This is a genomic window from Alcanivorax sp. HI0044 (genome assembly GCF_001634945.1).
On sequence record NZ_LWEZ01001439.1, the window covers coordinates 1 to 16,105 of the forward strand.

Genomic DNA, 16,105 nt, shown 5'->3' on the forward strand with positions numbered 1-16,105 from the left:
ACACGCACCCGCCTTGATTTCCTTGATGTATTGCTCGCTGTCATCGCCCTGCCACAAGAACACAAAGGCACAACCGAGCCAGCCATTCTACCCCTACAGAAGCCCACCTATCCACAGGGGAGCCGGCTTTTTTTAATCGCCTTTTCCTGTGGATAACTAGGCTCATAACCCTGTTGGCGGACCACAGGACAACCCGGTGGATAACCGGAGGCACAACTTATACCCACATTTAATGACAGCTCACCCACACATAACCCCCAGTACTTACACACAGTGATACGCAAGTTATCATCAAAACAAATACCTGAAATATATGACATTTTCAGACTTACCCACAAAAAGCAGGTGCCCCTATAATCACCACTACAATCAATAAATACTTAAATATATAAAATCTATTAACAGTCTTTTCTTTTCCTCTTTCGAGCACGCTGAAAAGCGCGTTGACACCACCACTCAGTTTCCCTAGACTTGCCGCCCTTCTAATCGCTGTCTAATCCATGGGGAAGACGCCATGAAACGTACATTCCAGCCAAGCGTGCTCAAGCGCAAACGTGCTCACGGTTTCCGTGCTCGTATGGCCACGAAAAATGGCCGCAAAATCCTGGCCGCTCGTCGTGCCAAGGGCCGTAAGCGGTTGGCTGCATAAGCCAACCGTTTTACCTTGCCTTCCTGGCTGAGGTAACAGTGCCAATCTCACAGGCCTTTACCCGCCAACATCGCCTTCTTACCGGTTCCCAGTATCAAGCCGTCTTTGATCAACCTGAATGGAAGGTTGGCCTTGGCAGTTATCTGCTTCTGGTAACACGCAATACCCAACCGCAGCCCCGACTGGGCCTGGTGATTGGCCGTAAACGCGCCAAACGCGCCGTAGACCGTGCCAGAATCAAGCGGCGGGTACGCGAACAGTTCCGCTGCCGACAGCAGGAGTTGGCTGGCCTGGACATTATTCTGCTGGTCAGAGGCCGTATCGAGAACCCGGATCCGGATCAGGTTACCCGCGATATCACCCGGCTATTTGACAAGCTGCTTGCTAAGTGTCGGCAAGCTTGAGAAACTGCGGCCCGTTTTTCACGCCACAGATAAGCCTCTTATGGAAATCCAGCGCGCCCTAGTTATTACCGGCATTGCCGTTGTCTCATACCTGATGATTCAGGCTTGGCAGCGGGACCACGCAGACTCGGCAACCCCTGTCCCTGTTGAACAGGTGGCAGAGCAAGGGAGCCCTTCATCCGCAGACAGTGCGGATTTGCCTGCGCCTCAGCCGGAAACCGAGAACAGCATTCCGGCCGCCCAGGCTGACGGTGATCAGCCTGTCGCTCCCCAAATCGATACCCCGGGTACCACCGCTTCCGCAAGGCACATCGAGGTCAACACCGATGTATTGCGGGTGGAGATCAACCCGGTTGGCGGCGATATCGTTCGCTTGGCCCTGCCGGAATATCCCAAACATGTGGAAACCCCGGATCAGCCCTTTGTGCTGATGGAGCAGAACAGCAGTGGCACCTACGTAGCCCAGAGTGGTCTGGTGGGCAAGAATGGCACCGATTCCAGCAAGGGGCGCCCGCACTGGAGCAGTGCCCGGCAGAGTTACCAGCTTGCTGAGGGTAGCAACGAGCTGAATGTGGATCTGACTCTGACCCAGGATAATGGCGCCGAAATCATCAAGCGCTATACCTTCGAGAAAGGCAGCTACCTGGTCCGTGTTAGCCATATCGTCCGCAATAACGGCAGCAGCCCCTGGACGGGCGCACTGTACGGGCAGATCAAGCGAGATGGCAGTGATGACCCGGGGCTGTCCAAAGCAGGCTTCGCGCCCATGCCCACCTACCTGGGGGCGGCCTACTGGAGCCCGGAGAAGCCTTACAACAAGCTCACGTTTGATGACATGAGCGAAGACGGGGTCAAACTGGACCAGACCGTGGAAGGCGGCTGGCTTGCCATGGTCCAGCATTACTTTGTGTCTGCCTGGATTCCCGACGCCAAACAGAAAAACCATTACTCCAGCGTATACTTGCAATCACGCGACCAGTACCTGCTGCGATTCGTTTCGCCGAATACCACGGTGCAGCCGGGTGAAGAGTCGGTGCTGTATGCCGAGTTCTATGCCGGTCCCAAGCAGCAGGACAACCTGGAAGCCATCAGCCCGGGCCTGAACATGACCGTGGACTACGGCTGGTTGTGGTTTATTTCCCAGCCTATTTTTGCCCTGCTGGTGTTCCTGCAGAGCGGGGAAGTGTCTGTCTTCGGTATGGATATCGACATCGGTGGCGGTGTGGGGAACTGGGGTGTGGCAATCATCCTGCTGACCTTCATCATCAAGGCGATCTTCTTCAAGCTCAGCGCCACCAGTTACCGTTCCATGGCCAAGATGCGCAAGGTCGCGCCGGAAATGCAGCGCATCAAGGAGCAGAACAAGAACGACAAGCAGAAGCAGCAGATGGAAACCATGAATCTGTTCAAGCGGGAAAAAATCAACCCGCTGGGTGGCTGCTTGCCCATGCTGGTACAGATGCCGGTGTTTATCGCCCTGTACTATGTGCTGCTGGAATCCGTTGAGCTGCGCCAGGCGCCGTTCTTCCTGTGGATCAACGACCTGTCTGTGATGGACCCGTACTTTGTACTGCCGATCCTGATGGGCGCGTCCATGTTCCTGCAGACCCGCCTGAACCCGACACCGGCGGACCCGACCCAGGCCCAGGTAATGAAGTGGATGCCGATGATCTTTGCGGTGTTCATGCTGTGGTTCCCGGCCGGTCTGGTACTGTACTGGCTGACCAACAACATCCTGTCCATTGCCCAGCAGTGGATCATTACCCGCAAGATTGAGAATGAGGCCTGACGCACCACGCTGGCCGCAAGACAGAATCAAGCCGATCGCAAGATCGGCTTTTTTCTTTTCTGTCCGGCATCTGGCATAAGGCGTCAGGCGCTCTCTATAATCCTCTTATGCAGACCTCTTCCCCGGATACCATTGTTGCTATCGCCACCGCTCCCGGCCGGGGTGGCGTAGGTGTGGTACGTCTTTCCGGTCCGCAGGCGCTGAGCATTGCGTCACTTATTGTTGGTGAGCAATCACTTTTACCGCGAGTGGCGCACTTTCGACGTTTTCGTGATCAGGAAGGGGAGGTTCTCGACGAGGGCCTGGTCATCACCTTTCCGGCCCCGCATTCCTTTACCGGGGAAGATGTGGCGGAACTTCAGGGCCATGGCGGCCCGGTGATCCTGGACATGCTGGTGGCCGCCTGCATTGCTGCTGGCGCTCGTCAGGCCCGCGCCGGTGAATTCTCCCAGCGCGCCTTCCTCAACGACAAGATGGACCTGACCCAGGCAGAAGCCATCGCCGACTTGATTGATGCCGGCACCAGCGCCTCGGCGCGCGCCGCGCTGCACTCCCTGCAAGGGGTGTTTTCCGACGAAGTAAACCAGCTGGTGGAGGCGCTGATTGGGCTGCGCATCTATGTGGAAGCGGCCATCGACTTCCCGGAAGAGGAAATCGACTTCCTGTCCGACGGCAAGGTGGCCAGTGATCTGACTGCGGTGCGTCACCAGTGCCTGCGGGTGCTGGACGAAGCCAACCAGGGCCGATTGGTGCGCGAAGGCATGACCCTGGTGATCGCCGGCAAACCCAATGCCGGGAAGTCGTCACTGATGAATGCTCTGGCCGGTTTCGATGCGGCTATCGTCACCGATATTGCCGGCACCACCCGGGACGTGTTGCGCGAATCCATCCAGCTGGACGGCATGCCGCTGAACTTAATCGACACGGCAGGCCTGCGCGATAGCGCGGATGTGGTGGAGCAGGAAGGAATTCGCCGCGCCTACGCGGAAATGCGCAAGGCCGACCGTTTGTTGGTGATGGTGGATTCCCGCGATAGCGAGGTGGATATCAATGATATCCACACCTTGCTGCCGCAAAGCCAGCAACAGCTGGAAAACCTGGACCTGCCCGTCACCGTGGTACTCAACAAGGCCGACTTGTCCGGGATCTCCCCCGGAAAGCGCGATGATGGTGCCTTTGTGATTTCCGCCGCCAGCGGCGAAGGGCTGCAGGCGTTGCGTAATCACTTGAAAGCCGCTGCCGGCTATCAAGGGGAAGGGCAAAGTCGCTTTTCCGCCCGCCGCCGCCATATCACGGCGCTGGAACAGGCCTTGGCGGCACTGGATAGTGGAGTGCGGCAATTGCATGGCCATGCTGCCGGCGAGCTGCTGGCCGAAGACCTGCGAGCCGCCCAAAAAGCACTGGAAGAAATCACCGGTGCCTTTACCGCCGATGATCTGCTGGGGCGAATATTCTCCTCGTTCTGCATCGGCAAGTAAGTGGCCAGATTCTCTATTCTCTATGCAGGGGCGCCGCTTACGGTGCGATTCTCGGTATTCACGCTAGTGCTACCCAAACCGTTTGCCAACAGCTTTGCCTGGTGGCTTTGCTCTCAGTGTTGCTGTTATGGACGACGTAATAGCATTAGCCGGTAGCCCTGCTGTGATTAATACCCGTGTGGGCAAGTTTGACTCTAAAGGACGACTCCCGTTTTCCACAGCCTTGAAATGCAACGTGGCTGTTGGCATGCCATGATGATGCACAGTGTTATTTTTCTCAGGCAGGAGGCTGGCCATGGCAACCCACGACACCCGCACCGAAACCGATTCCCTCGGCGATATTCAGGTCCCTGTCACGGCCCGCTGGGGCGCTCAGACTCAGCGTGCGGTGGATAACTTTCCTGTCAGTGGTCGCCAGTTGCCGGCCCGCTTTATTCAGGCGGTGGTCCGTATCAAACGGTGTGCGGCGGAAACCAACCGGCAGCTTGAAACGCTATCGGCGGACAAGGCCGTGGCCATTGTCGGTGCCTGTAACGATCTGCTGGAGGGGCATCACCTGGACCAGTTTCCGGTGGATATTTTCCAGACTGGTTCCGGCACCAGCACCAACATGAACGTCAATGAGGTGGTTGCGCATCTGTGCGAGGAAGCCGGTGCCGCGATTCACCCCAATGACGATGTGAACCTGGGCCAGAGCAGTAACGACACCATACCCACCGCCATTCATGTGTCTGCGGCCTTGGCCGTCACTGAGCACCTGATCCCCGCGCTTGAGCAGTTGATTGCCGAGCTGGGTTTGCGCGCCAGAGAGCACCGGGAGACGGTGAAAACCGGGCGCACCCACCTGATGGATGCCATGCCGGTGACCGTGGAGCAGGAGCTGCAGACCTGGGCCATGCAATTGCAGGATGCCTGTGGTCGTGTGGCGCGAGCCCGCGATGAGCTGTTGGCAATACCCCAAGGAGGCACAGCGGTAGGTAGCGGCATTAATGCCCATCCGGATTTCGGCAGTACCTTTGCTGCGCAATTGGCGGATGAAACCGGGCTGGCCTTCAAATCCCTGCCACACCCCTTTGTCGCCCAGAGTGCGTTGGATGCTCCCCTCAACCTGTCCGCCACCCTGCGCGGGCTGGCGGTGGTACTGATGAAAATCAGCAACGACTTGCGCTGGATGAATTCCGGGCCGATCCATGGGCTGGGTGAGGTGCAGCTGCCGGCCACCCAGCCGGGTTCGTCGATCATGCCGGGCAAGGTGAATCCGGTGATTTGCGAGTCCGCCACCATGGTGGCAACCCAGGTCATGGGGCTGGATCAGGCCAATGGCATTGCCGCTCAGAGCGGTAACTTCCAGCTCAATGTGATGTTACCGCTGGTGGCCAGCAACCTGCTGGATATGACCGAGTGGCTGGCCAATAGCTGTACCAATCTGGCTGAGCGGGCCATCAAGGGGATGACCTTCAATGAAGCGCGCCTGGCTGAAGGGGTGGGCAAGAACCCCATTCTGGTCACGGCCCTGAACCCGGTGATCGGTTACGAAAAAGCCGCGAAGATTGCCAAGGAAGCGTTTGCCAGCGGCAGGGCGGTGCTGGATGTGGCGGAAGAACAGTCCGGCCTGTCCCGGCAGGATCTGGAAAAGCTGCTGGATCCGAAGGGGCTGACACATCCTTGACCGGCGTGCTTAAAAGGTTGCTGCAGGAGCCCCGCTTGAGAGTCGAATATTCCCGCAGAAAGCCGTGCCAGGCTCGTTCGCCCCTCAAGTGGGGCCACAAAAATGGCTGTTACTAAAAGGCAATCGCCAGGCCCATGCCGGCCTCGCTATCCACACTGTCTGAATCCAGCCCGCCGCGGCCGTACAGGTCGGCCTGCAGGGTTGGTGTCAGCATTCAGGTAACGCCGCCGCCGGCACGGTTGTTGTCATCGCCGTTTTCGCTGTTGTGGGTCAATCCGGCATCCAGGAACACCGCCCAGGTATCACTGAGCCGGGCATGCCAGCTGGGCACCACGGTGATGGTGCGATCCTCCCCCCTTTCCTCGTAGCGGGCACTGAGCTGTACCTGATGGCGATCGTCCATCCACCAGCCGCCACTCATGGCCGCATAACCGCCATCTTCGTTGTTGCTGAAGGCATCGCTGGCAGTATCAATAAGTACCCCGCCGGCCAGGGCCGCCCGAAACATTGAACCGCGATACAGGGCGAACTTGGCCCCCACGGCACTGTTACCCATGCCATCCTGATCGTTGTCTGAGCTATTGGTCTTGGTTTGTTCAAACCGGTAGCCGGTGATGGCGGCCTGCAGCTCCAGGCGGTTTACCAGCCGCAGGCGGATCAGGGTGGGTACCGCCAGAGTGGTGGTGTCGGTGTCGCCGCGCTGGCCCAGGGTGGCATCAGGAAGCCCCACCTCAAGCGCCATGTTGTTGTCATGCAGGGTGTCCGGGTTCAGGCCCAGGGAGGGACGCTCGAAGGGCGGAGCCGCCCCGCACAGGGCGGGCACGCTGAGGATCAGCGCAGGTATCCAGCGGAACATGGTCGCTTCACTCCCTGAAGGTGATCCATGATGGATGCCGACCGTATCGTCAGCGGATTCACACTATCACCGTGCAACGGGGTGCCACTATTAGCCAAAAGGACAGGAAATGAGCACTGCAAAGCAGAGCTAGACAAGGTGTCTACAACGGGTAGTATTTTGTAACCTAATGGGCCAGGCAGCAGATGACCCGTGTGAGGGTCTGTGTCAGTCTTGAACGCCACACATACCAATGGGTAGGAAGGAGCGTACTGCTTTTTCCTGCCCGTGAACGGCAGAATAACAAGGTAACGGAGCAAGTTATGAGTAGTCACCTGAACATCCCCCGCAGCGCTTCTGCGGTGGAGTCGTCTCTGGTCATCCACCATATTCTGGAAGCGGGTGTGCGCAAGGCACCGGACCAGACGATTACCTATGGCGACCGCACGTTCACCTACCGCGACCTTAACGAGCGCGTGCACCGCCTGGCCGGGGCGCTGGCGGCCCAGGGCGTGAAGCCCGGTGATACCGTGGCGGTGATGGACTGGGACACCAACCGTTACCTGGAAGCGTTTTTTGCCATCCCGATGATGGGCGCGGTGCTGCATACCGTGAATGTGCGCCTGAGCCCGGAGCAGATTCTCTACACCATCAACCATGCGCAAGATGATGCGATTCTGGTGAACAGTGAATTCCTGCCGATCCTGGAAGAGCTGAAAGACCGTATCGAGCCGGTAAAGACCTACATCCTGCTCGACGACGATGGTGTAAAGGCTAGCGACAGCCTGCCGCTGGCTGGTGAATATGAAGAGCTGCTGGCCAAGGCGCCGGCCCAGTACGATTTCCCCGAGCTGGACGAAAATACCCGCGCCACTACCTTCTATACCACGGGTACCACCGGCTTGCCCAAGGGCGTTTATTTCTCCCATCGCCAGCTGGTGCTGCACACCTTTGCCGGCCGTAACACCATGTCCGGCGTGGGGCAGGGGCGTTTCAATGAAGATGACGTCTACATGCCGATCACGCCCATGTTCCATGTGCACGCCTGGGGCATCCCGTTCATGGCCACCCTGATGGGGGTGAAACAGGTCTACCCGGGCCGTTACGAGCCGGCCACCCTGCTGAAATTACTGGTCACCCACAAGGTCACCTTCTCCCACTGTGTACCCACCATCATTCAAATGTTGTTGCAGGCGGAAGCGGCCAAGAGCATCGACCTGAGCGGCTGGAAGGTGATCATCGGTGGTTCGGCCCTGCCCAGGGCTCTGGCCATGGGGGCGCTGGAACGTGGCATCGATATCTATACCGGTTACGGCATGAGTGAAACCTGCCCGCTGCTGACCCTGGCTCAGCTGACTCCGGAGCTGGAAAACGCGGACCTGGAAACCCAGGCGGATTATCGCACCCGCACCGGTCGCCCGGTGGCCATGGTGCAGATACGCATCGTCGACGGTGAAATGAACGACGTGCCCCATGACAACAAGAGCCAGGGGGAAGTGGTGGTGCGCGCGCCCTGGCTGACCCAGGGCTACCTGAACGATCCCGACAAGTCCGAAGAACTCTGGCACGGCGGCTGGTTGCATACCGGTGATGTGGCGGTGATGTCGGATGACGGCTGGCTGAAAATCGTCGATCGCATCAAGGATGTGATCAAGACCGGTGGCGAGTGGGTGTCTTCCATCGATCTGGAAGGCCTGGTGCTCCAGCATCCGGGGGTCGGCGAGTGCGCTGTGGTTGGTGTGCCCGATGAAAAATGGGGTGAACGCCCGGTAGCCCTGGTGGTGAAAAGCGGTGAAGTCGACGAAGACAGCATCAAGGCGCTGGTGGCTGATTATGCCGACAAAGGCGTGATCAGCCGTTACGGCATTCCCGATCGGGTGGTTTTTGTGGAGGCGCTGCCACGCACCTCGGTGGGCAAACTGGACAAGAAAAAGATGCGTGCGGAAATGGTTTAGAGAGACGCATCAGGCTTCATGCAACACGCGGCACGAAAGAGAAAGCCCACCATGCTGGTGGGCTTTTTCTTTTCAGGAAGCCACCACTGGGACAGCGTTTCGCGCCGCTGACGATGTTTACATGAACCCTCTTCAATTTATTTGCTCTCACTAACGCAGCGTCTACGCATTCCTTGCATAATTGCACGCTAGACTTTCACGGCGTGAATCAGACTTGGCTTGAATCAGAATAACGGAGAATGGCATGGCGCGGATTATCGCGGGGCTGGTGCTGGTAGCACTGGTGGGGGTTGGCGCATGGTGGTTGTGGCCTGTCGAGCAGGCGCCCATGGGAACGCGGCCGCCGACAGTAGTGAATCTGGCCCCGAGTATTGAGCGCCCCCTTTATGATCGGGTGGAAGCCGTGGGCACCGCCCGGGCGGCCCAGGCCGTGGTGTTGTTGGCGGAAGTGCCGGGTCGAGTGGCGGAGATCCATTTTCAGCAGGGCCAGCAAGTGACGCCTGGTCAGTTGCTGGTGACCCTGGATGATCGCAATGCTCGCGCCGAACTGGCCCGGGCGGAAGCCGAGTACCAGCGGGCCAGGGCCGATTACCGCCGCGGCCAGCAGCTGGTGGAGCGGCGCGCCATCTCCCAGTCTGAAGTTGATACGTTCCGGACCACCCTGGAAGCGGCGGAGGCCAGCCGCAATGTGGCTCGCGCCAATTTTAACGACCATACCATCCGCGCGCCGTTTGCCGGGGTGTTGGGGTTGCGGCAGGTGGACCCCGGTGCCTACCTGCAGACGGGCAACCCGATTACGACCCTGGACAACCTGGGGCACCTGGAGGTGGATTTCCAGATACCCGAACGCTATCTGGCCAAGTTGGCCGTGGGCTTGCCGGTGCAGGCCCGTAATTCAGCGTTTGAAGACCAGGTTTTTGAAGGCGCCATCACCCATCTGGATTCCCGGGTTAGCAATAGCAGCCGCAGCCTTACCGTGCGTGCACGTCTGAACAACCCCCAGGGCCAACTGTTGCCGGGCCAGTTTCTGCGGGTGTCTGTGCAGCTGGCGGAACGGGCCGCGTTGCTGGTGCCGGAGCAGGCAGTGATCACCCAGGGGGCCCAGAGCTATGTGTTCACGGTGAGCCCGGACAATCTCGCCCAGCGTCACCCGGTGACACTGGGTGGCCGTCGCGATGGCTGGGTGGAAGTGACCAGCGGGCTGACCAACAAACCGGATGTGATCGTTAACGGCCACTCACGCCTGGGCAGCAGCCAGCCAGTGAAAGTGATCGAGGACCCGGAAGCCTTGCTGCCTGGGCAGCGGGTGTTGTTGAACCCGGCACCGGCAGTAGACGGCCCATCCGGTGACTCGCAATCGGATGACCCGGCCACCACCGAGGCCGCGGCATGATTCTGTCGGATGTCTCCATCAAGCGACCGGTCTTTGCCACGGTGATCAGCCTGCTGATCGTGGTGTTTGGCGTTAGCGCCTTGATGAAATTGCCGATCCGGGAATACCCGGATATCGACCCGCCGGAAGTGTCCATCAGTGTGGATTATGCCGGCGCTGCGCCGGAGGTCATTGATACCCAGATCATTCAGGTCATTGAAGGGGCAATCTCCGGGGTGGAAGGGGTGCGCAAAATCGAATCGCGCAGCCGCCTGGGCTCGGCCCGCACCACGGTGGAATTCACCCTGGAGCGGGATGTGGATATCGCCGCCAACGACGTGCGCGATGCGGTATCCCGGGTGCTCAACCGGCTGCCGGAAGAAGCGGAGACCCCGGTTATTGCCAAAGCCGATGCCGATGCCCGGCCGATTATCTGGGTGACCCTGACCAGCAGCACCCTGGCGCCCCAGGAGCTGACCGATTTTGCCGAACGGTCACTGGTGGATCGCTTTGCCGTGCTCGACGGGGTATCGGAAGTGATTATTGGTGGTGAGCGTCGCTACGCCATGCGCGTGTGGCTGGATCGCCAGAGCATGGCCGCCAACCAGGTCACCGTTACCGATATTGAACAGGCCCTGCGCAGTAATAATGTGGAATTGCCTGCCGGCAAACTGGAATCGGAATCCCGCGGCTTCACCATTCGGGCGGACAATCGCCTGGCCACCGTGCAGGCATTCGAGGACCTGGTGGTGAGTCGCCAGGGCGATTACCTGCTGCGCCTGGGCGACGTGGCCCGGGTGGCGCTGGGTGTGGAAAACGATGATTCGGTGCTGCGCGCCAATGGCGAAGCGGCCATTGGCCTGGGTGTGGTGCGCCAGTCCAAGGCCAATACCGTGGCGGTGTCGGACCGGGTGCGCGAAGAAATCGTGGCGGTGCGAGACAACCTGCCCGTCGACATTCACCTGGATATCAACTCCGATGAATCCCTGTTTATCCGCGCGTCCATTCGTGAGGTGCTGATTACCCTGGGGATTTCCGTGGTGCTGGTGATCGCGGTGATCTTTGCCTTTCTCGGCAACCTGCGTGCCACCCTGATCCCGGCGGTGACTATTCCGGTGTCGGTAATCGGTGCCTTTATCGGCTTCGGGGTGATGGATTTTTCCATCAACGTGCTGACTTTGTTGGCACTGATCCTGGCCATCGGCCTGGTGGTGGATGACGCCATCGTCATGCTGGAGAACATTCAGCGCCGCATCGACGAAGGCGAGTCACGGTTGGTGGCCGCGTATCTTGGTGCCCGCCAGGTGGCGTTTGCAGTGGTCGCCACCACGCTGACCCTGGTGGCGGTGTTTGTGCCCATTTCCTTTATGGGTGGCGACGTGGGGCGGTTGTTCAGCGAATTCGGTTTTACCCTGGCTTCGGCGGTGATCATCTCCAGCATCGTGGCGCTGAGCCTGGCGCCCATGCTGTGTTCTCGTTGGCTGCATCGGCATAGCCGTAAAGAAATGCAGGGGCAGAATAATGTTCTGCAACGGGGCCTGACACGGTTGAACCAGGCCTATGCCAACGGCCTGCAGCGGACGTTGAAAAGCCCCTGGCCGCTGGTGGTGGGTTGCGTGCTGTTGTGCCTGGCGGCGGCGTTGCTGTTCCGGCAACTGCCCCAGGAGCTGGCCCCCACGGAGGACCGCGGCGTCTTTATTATTCCGGCCACCTCGCCCCAGGGCTCCACGGTGGAATACGGCGCACACCACACCCAGGCGGTGGAAAAAATGCTTATGCCCCTGGTGGAGAATGGCGAAGCGGAACGCGTGCTGGCGATCATCGGTTTCCGGGGTGTGCCGGAACGGGCATTTACCATCGTGCGGCTGAAAGACTGGGAAGAGCGCGAGCGCACCCAGCAGGAAATTGTTGGCGAGTTGCGCGGGCAGTTGTCCCAGGTCACCGGCTTGCGTGCCTTTGCGGTGAATCCGCCGGGGCTGGGCCAGAGCGCCTTCGACCAGGCGCTGGAAGTGGTGGTGGCCGGGCCGGACTATGAGCAGGTGCTGGCCTGGAGTGAAACCCTGATGGCGGCCCTGCGCGAGAACCCGAACCTGACCAGTATCGATACCGACTTCGAACAGACCCAGCCGCAACTGGATGTGAATCTGGACCGCGAGCGAGCGGCGGATCTGGGCATCACGGCCACCGATGTGGGGGAAACCCTGCAAGCCATGTTTGCCACTCTGACCGTGTCCACCTATGTGGATCGGGGGCGGGAATATGATGTCCTGCTGGAGGCCGAAAAGAGCGCCAGTGAAGTGCCTGAAGATGTGCTGCCGATCTACCTGCGCAGTGACAGTGGTGGCCTGGTGCCGTTTTCCAGCGTGGTGGAATTGGCCACCACCGGCGATGCACCGGAGCTGCGCCGGGTGGATCGTTTGCCGGCCATTACCCTGTCCGCCAACCTGGCCGACGGCTATGACCTGGCCACGGCCATGGGCTATGTGGAAGAGCAGGCCCGGGAGCGGTTACCGCTGGAAGCGCGCATCGGCTACAAAGGCATGGCCGAGGAATTGAAAGAATCGGCGTCGGCGATTCTGGTGACCTTTGCGCTGGCGCTGGTGATTGTGTTCCTGGTGCTCGCCGCCCAGTTTGAAAGCTGGATTCACCCGCTGATTATCATGCTCACGGTGCCGCTGGCGTTGGCCGGCGCGGTGATCGCCATCAGCGTTACCGGCGACAGCCTGAACATTTACAGTCAGATCGGCATGATCATGTTACTGGGGCTGATGGCGAAGAACGGTATTCTGATCGTGGAGTTTGCCAACCAGCTTCGTGACCAGGGCCGCAGCGTGAAAGAGGCCATCTATGAAGGCGCCATCGTGCGGTTCCGTCCGGTCTTGATGACCGGTGTCTCCACCATCTTCGGTGCCGTGCCGCTGGTGCTGGCCACCGGTGCCGGCGCGGAAAGCCGCTTTACCATTGGTGTGGTGATTCTCGGCGGGCTATTGTTTGCCACCGTGCTGACCCTGTTTATCATCCCGGTGCTGTACCAGTGGCTGGCGCCGTACGCGTCACCGGCGGATGCCGTCAGCCAGCAGCTGGACAAGGAGATGCCCGTTAACGAAAGCCAAGATGGATAATCAGTAGGAGCGCCGCTCCTACCAATCGCCAGACAGGAATCATGACCGACTACGAACTGATCCGCAGCAAACGCCGCTCCCTGGAACTGCGTGTTCTGGAAGACGGGCGTGTGCAGGTGCGTGCGCCGCAACGGGCTCCCCTGCGCATGGTGCAGACCTTTGTGGACAGTCGCCGCCAGTGGATCAAGGACCAGCAACAACGCCAGGCCAGCCGCCCGCGGCAACGCTGGCAAGATGGCTGCAGCATGGTGTTCCGGGGCCAGCCGTTGATCCTGGATGTGTCTGCAGGGCGGTCTTCGGTGAGTGTGGCTGGCGGCTATCTACAGGTGCGAGTTGCCGAGCCTGACAGCGAGGCTGCCGTGCAGCAGGCGGTGGAGCGCTGGCTTCGCCAACAGGCACGCCCGTTGTTTGAGGACAGCATTGAGCGGCAGTTCGGCTGGTTTGCCGGGCAAGGTTATACGCGCCCGGTATTACGGGTAAAAAAAATGCGTACCCGTTGGGGCTCACTGTCGGCAAAAGGGTACATCAACCTGAACATGGCCCTGCTGCACTACCCGCCAGCGGCACTGGATTACGTGGTCATGCACGAGCTTTGCCACCTCAAGCACATGGATCACGGCCCTGGCTTCCACGCCTTAATGGACGCCCGCATGCCCGACTGGCGCCAGCACAAACAACTCCTCGACCAGCCGCTCTACCAGCCCTGAGAGTCGAGTTGAAAGTTCAAAGTTTAAAGTTGAAACGCGGGGTGGTCAGTCAGGTTCGGCAATGCTGTGCCCGCGATTAATGGTAATGGTGCGCGGGCACGGCCTTTCAACGCTCGAGCACCCGTTCCGCGCTTTTCAACTTTAAACTTTGAACTTCCAACTGCTTTTCGCCAGACACAAAAAAACCCGCCGAAGCGGGTTTTTCCGTACTAGCGAGGTTGCTTATTCAGCAACCACGTTAGCAGCCTGCGGACCCTTGGGGCCCTGCTGGATCTCGAAGGAAACCTTCTGACCCTCGGCCAGGGTTTTGAAGCCTGAACCGGTAATTGCACTGAAATGAACGAACACGTCCGCACCACCATCGTCCTGGGAAATGAAACCAAAACCCTTGGACTCGTTAAACCACTTCACAGTACCTGTAGCCATGTGAATCTATACCTCAAAACTATTACTTAGGGTGTTGCTTGCAAACCATGTTGGGCGGCGTTCGGAGACAACTTCAGCTTCACGCAGGGAAGACAACTACCAAAACAATCCACGGCCATAATTCGCAGCCACCTCAGACTCTACTCCCCTTTTTTTGATTCCACCACCCCTTTTTCCGGGCAGTTTTGGGGCGGTGAAGTCACCCGCTTGTCATAATCTCGACGGCCATTTCGTGGTGCTCGCCGGGGGCCAGAGTCAGCACATTATCCAGTACCCGTGCGGTTTCTATGCACAGCATGCGTTGCCAGGCGTCAGGGGCAAACTGACTGAGCCGCAGACTCTTTTCCACCCAGGGGTTCCAGACCACCGCCGAATGGCTGCCCCGGCAGGTCAGTTGGATCTGTCGTTTCCAGAGCGGGTCATCCACCTGGAGTTGAGAGGGCAGTTGCAGGTAAAGCCGGTCGGTTTCCCGGTCGAACCGCAGTGCCTGGGTGTCCTGACGGGTCTGCCAGTCGGCCAGGGCATCCACGTAGGGGGACTGCGCCAGCCCATGCACAGTGACGTACCGGCTATCGGCCACGGCCAGGTAGGTGTGCAGCGCCTGGCTGATAGTGACCGGGGCCTGGCCGTGGTTGTGGTTACTCAGGGCCAGGGTCAGGGCGCTGCCAAGGGTCACCGTCAGGGTGGGCGTCACAGGGGGGAGGTGCTGACGGTTGGCGTGTTCTGCCAGCTGGAAAACCAGTCGTGCCTGTTCACCGTCCAGCTGGTGCTCGCTCAACTGCCAGGGTTGCCGGCGGACCAGGCCATGGGCGGGGGGATTATCGAGAGAGTATTGCTGTGTCACGCTGTCCGGGTTGCGTTCCAGCGCGCCGAACCAGGGCCAGCACACCGGCACGCCGCCGCGCACGCCATGGCCTGCCTGATAGGCCGCCTGCTCACTGAGCCAGAGTATGGGCGGTTCGCCGTCACGGCCGTACTCGAGCACCTGGGCGCCTTGTTCGGCGATCACCATTGTTTGCCCGCGATGGTGCAGTTGCCAGCAGGTGAGCTCGCCCCGGGTGATGCGTTTCAGTTCGGTTGCCATGCGTGTATTACCGAATACCGGACGTTGACGCCCGAGCCGTCAGGCATCCAGCGTCAGGCGCCCGGCGTGACTATTTAAGGCCCGCGCCGATTTCCAGTTCGCGTACCGACTGTTCCAGATAATCCAGCAGTCGCTGCATGGAAGGCAGCGTGCGGCGGCAGGCGATCAGGCCGAACTCCAGCTGGTCCACATAACTGGTCAGGGTGATGTTCAGGGCGATGCGATCCAGGGCAATGGAGACCGGGTACATGCCTTGCAGTTTAGCGCCGTTCCAGTACAGCGGTTCTTTCGGGCCGGGGACGTTGGAAATCACCACGTTGAACGCGCGCCATTTGGGGGCCAGGCCGGTGAGCAGGTTGAGGCCGGTGGGCGCCATGGTCAGGGCGGTGAAGTTGAGGATTTCCTCGGGACTCATTTGTGAGAATCGGGATTTGGCTTCCTGCACGGAGTCATTCACTACCCGCAGACGGTTGGCCGGATCGCAGATGTGGGTGCCCAGGTTGGCCAGAATCATGCCGATCTGGTTGCCGCCGGCGCTGTCGTCCTGGCGCAGGTTCATGGGCACCATGGCAATCAGAGGCTCATCCGGCAGCGCATGCTGGCTGATCAGGTACT

13 protein-coding genes are annotated in these 16,105 nt (G+C 59.6%); 9 read left to right on the top strand and 4 right to left on the bottom strand.

All coding sequences use genetic code 11. The annotated features are described in order from the left end of the window. Positions 1-514 precede the first annotated feature (514 nt). The 5 genes from rpmH (at position 515) to A3730_RS21515 (ending at position 5,989) form a co-directional block, all read left to right on the top strand. Positions 515-649 (top strand): 50S ribosomal protein L34, encoded by a 135-nt coding sequence (rpmH, locus tag A3730_RS21495; RefSeq protein ID WP_011590025.1) that lies wholly within the window; start codon positions 515-517, stop codon positions 647-649. Between the two features lie 38 nt (positions 650-687). Continuing rightward, positions 688-1,053 carry a ribonuclease P protein component gene (gene rnpA / locus A3730_RS21500; RefSeq protein WP_063520430.1) on the top strand — a complete coding sequence of 122 codons (366 nt, stop codon included), beginning with the start codon at positions 688-690 and terminating at the stop codon, positions 1,051-1,053. Between the two features lie 40 nt (positions 1,054-1,093). Then, positions 1,094-2,842, top strand: a complete 1,749-nt coding sequence (gene yidC / locus A3730_RS21505) for a membrane protein insertase YidC (protein WP_063538878.1) — start codon at positions 1,094-1,096, stop codon at positions 2,840-2,842. Positions 2,843-2,949: 107 nt separating this feature from the next. Further along, on the top strand, positions 2,950-4,320 hold the full coding sequence (gene mnmE / locus A3730_RS21510) for a tRNA uridine-5-carboxymethylaminomethyl(34) synthesis GTPase MnmE (RefSeq protein ID WP_063521649.1): 1,371 nt from the start codon (positions 2,950-2,952) through the stop codon (positions 4,318-4,320). A gap of 295 nt (positions 4,321-4,615) precedes the next feature. Next, positions 4,616-5,989: a lyase family protein gene (locus A3730_RS21515; RefSeq protein ID WP_063538880.1), complete on the top strand. Its 1,374-nt coding sequence runs from the start codon at positions 4,616-4,618 to the stop codon at positions 5,987-5,989. A 214-nt stretch (positions 5,990-6,203) separates the two neighbouring features. On the opposite strand, the gene A3730_RS21520 is transcribed toward A3730_RS21515, so the two are convergent. Further along, entirely contained in the window at positions 6,204-6,845 is a 642-nt protein-coding gene (locus A3730_RS21520; protein ID WP_063520485.1) for a hypothetical protein, read from the bottom strand. A 302-nt stretch (positions 6,846-7,147) separates the two neighbouring features. Here A3730_RS21520 and A3730_RS21525 point away from each other — a divergent pair, with 302 nt between their 5' ends. The 4 genes from A3730_RS21525 to A3730_RS21540 all read left to right on the top strand — a co-directional run bounded on the left by A3730_RS21525 (position 7,148) and on the right by A3730_RS21540 (position 13,980). Next, positions 7,148-8,779, top strand: a complete 1,632-nt coding sequence (locus A3730_RS21525) for a fatty acid--CoA ligase (protein WP_063520484.1) — start codon at positions 7,148-7,150, stop codon at positions 8,777-8,779. A 244-nt stretch (positions 8,780-9,023) separates the two neighbouring features. Beyond that, a complete protein-coding gene (locus A3730_RS21530; RefSeq protein WP_063520483.1) occupies positions 9,024-10,172 on the top strand; it encodes an efflux RND transporter periplasmic adaptor subunit in 1,149 nt (382 codons plus the stop codon). Further along, on the top strand, positions 10,169-13,273 hold the full coding sequence (locus A3730_RS21535) for an efflux RND transporter permease subunit (RefSeq protein ID WP_063520482.1): 3,105 nt from the start codon (positions 10,169-10,171) through the stop codon (positions 13,271-13,273). Before A3730_RS21530 ends, A3730_RS21535 begins: the two co-directional genes overlap by 4 nt. Positions 13,274-13,314: 41 nt before the next feature. Further along, positions 13,315-13,980, top strand: a complete 666-nt coding sequence (locus tag A3730_RS21540; RefSeq protein WP_063520481.1) for a M48 family metallopeptidase — start codon at positions 13,315-13,317, stop codon at positions 13,978-13,980. 222 nt (positions 13,981-14,202) lie between these two features. Here A3730_RS21540 and A3730_RS21545 read toward each other — a convergent pair whose 3' ends face one another. The 3 genes from A3730_RS21545 to A3730_RS21555 form a co-directional block, all read right to left on the bottom strand. Then, positions 14,203-14,406, bottom strand: coding sequence for a cold-shock protein (locus tag A3730_RS21545; protein ID WP_011590014.1), 204 nt, complete (start codon positions 14,404-14,406; stop codon positions 14,203-14,205). 199 nt (positions 14,407-14,605) lie between these two features. Continuing rightward, on the bottom strand, positions 14,606-15,490 hold the full coding sequence (locus A3730_RS21550; protein WP_063520480.1) for a D-hexose-6-phosphate mutarotase: 885 nt from the start codon (positions 15,488-15,490) through the stop codon (positions 14,606-14,608). A 70-nt stretch (positions 15,491-15,560) separates the two neighbouring features. After that, positions 15,561-16,105 (bottom strand): WS/DGAT domain-containing protein (locus tag A3730_RS21555; RefSeq protein ID WP_156501292.1); only part of this gene is annotated, 545 nt, incomplete at its 5' end.

What these genes read in the sequence shown, in the direction of transcription:
- rpmH (WP_011590025.1), top strand. Translation starts at nt 515, where the DNA reads ATGAAACGTACATTCCAGCCAAGCGTGCTCAAGCGCAAACGTGCTCAC.
- yidC (WP_063538878.1), top strand. Translation starts at nt 1,094, where the DNA reads ATGGAAATCCAGCGCGCCCTAGTTATTACCGGCATTGCCGTTGTCTCA.
- mnmE (WP_063521649.1), top strand. Translation starts at nt 2,950, where the DNA reads ATGCAGACCTCTTCCCCGGATACCATTGTTGCTATCGCCACCGCTCCC.
- A3730_RS21515 (WP_063538880.1), top strand. Translation starts at nt 4,616, where the DNA reads ATGGCAACCCACGACACCCGCACCGAAACCGATTCCCTCGGCGATATT.
- A3730_RS21520 (WP_063520485.1), bottom strand. Translation starts at nt 6,845, where the DNA reads ATGTTCCGCTGGATACCTGCGCTGATCCTCAGCGTGCCCGCCCTGTGC.
- A3730_RS21525 (WP_063520484.1), top strand. Translation starts at nt 7,148, where the DNA reads ATGAGTAGTCACCTGAACATCCCCCGCAGCGCTTCTGCGGTGGAGTCG.
- A3730_RS21530 (WP_063520483.1), top strand. Translation starts at nt 9,024, where the DNA reads ATGGCGCGGATTATCGCGGGGCTGGTGCTGGTAGCACTGGTGGGGGTT.
- A3730_RS21535 (WP_063520482.1), top strand. Translation starts at nt 10,169, where the DNA reads ATGATTCTGTCGGATGTCTCCATCAAGCGACCGGTCTTTGCCACGGTG.
- A3730_RS21540 (WP_063520481.1), top strand. Translation starts at nt 13,315, where the DNA reads ATGACCGACTACGAACTGATCCGCAGCAAACGCCGCTCCCTGGAACTG.
- A3730_RS21545 (WP_011590014.1), bottom strand. Translation starts at nt 14,406, where the DNA reads ATGGCTACAGGTACTGTGAAGTGGTTTAACGAGTCCAAGGGTTTTGGT.
- A3730_RS21550 (WP_063520480.1), bottom strand. Translation starts at nt 15,490, where the DNA reads ATGGCAACCGAACTGAAACGCATCACCCGGGGCGAGCTCACCTGCTGG.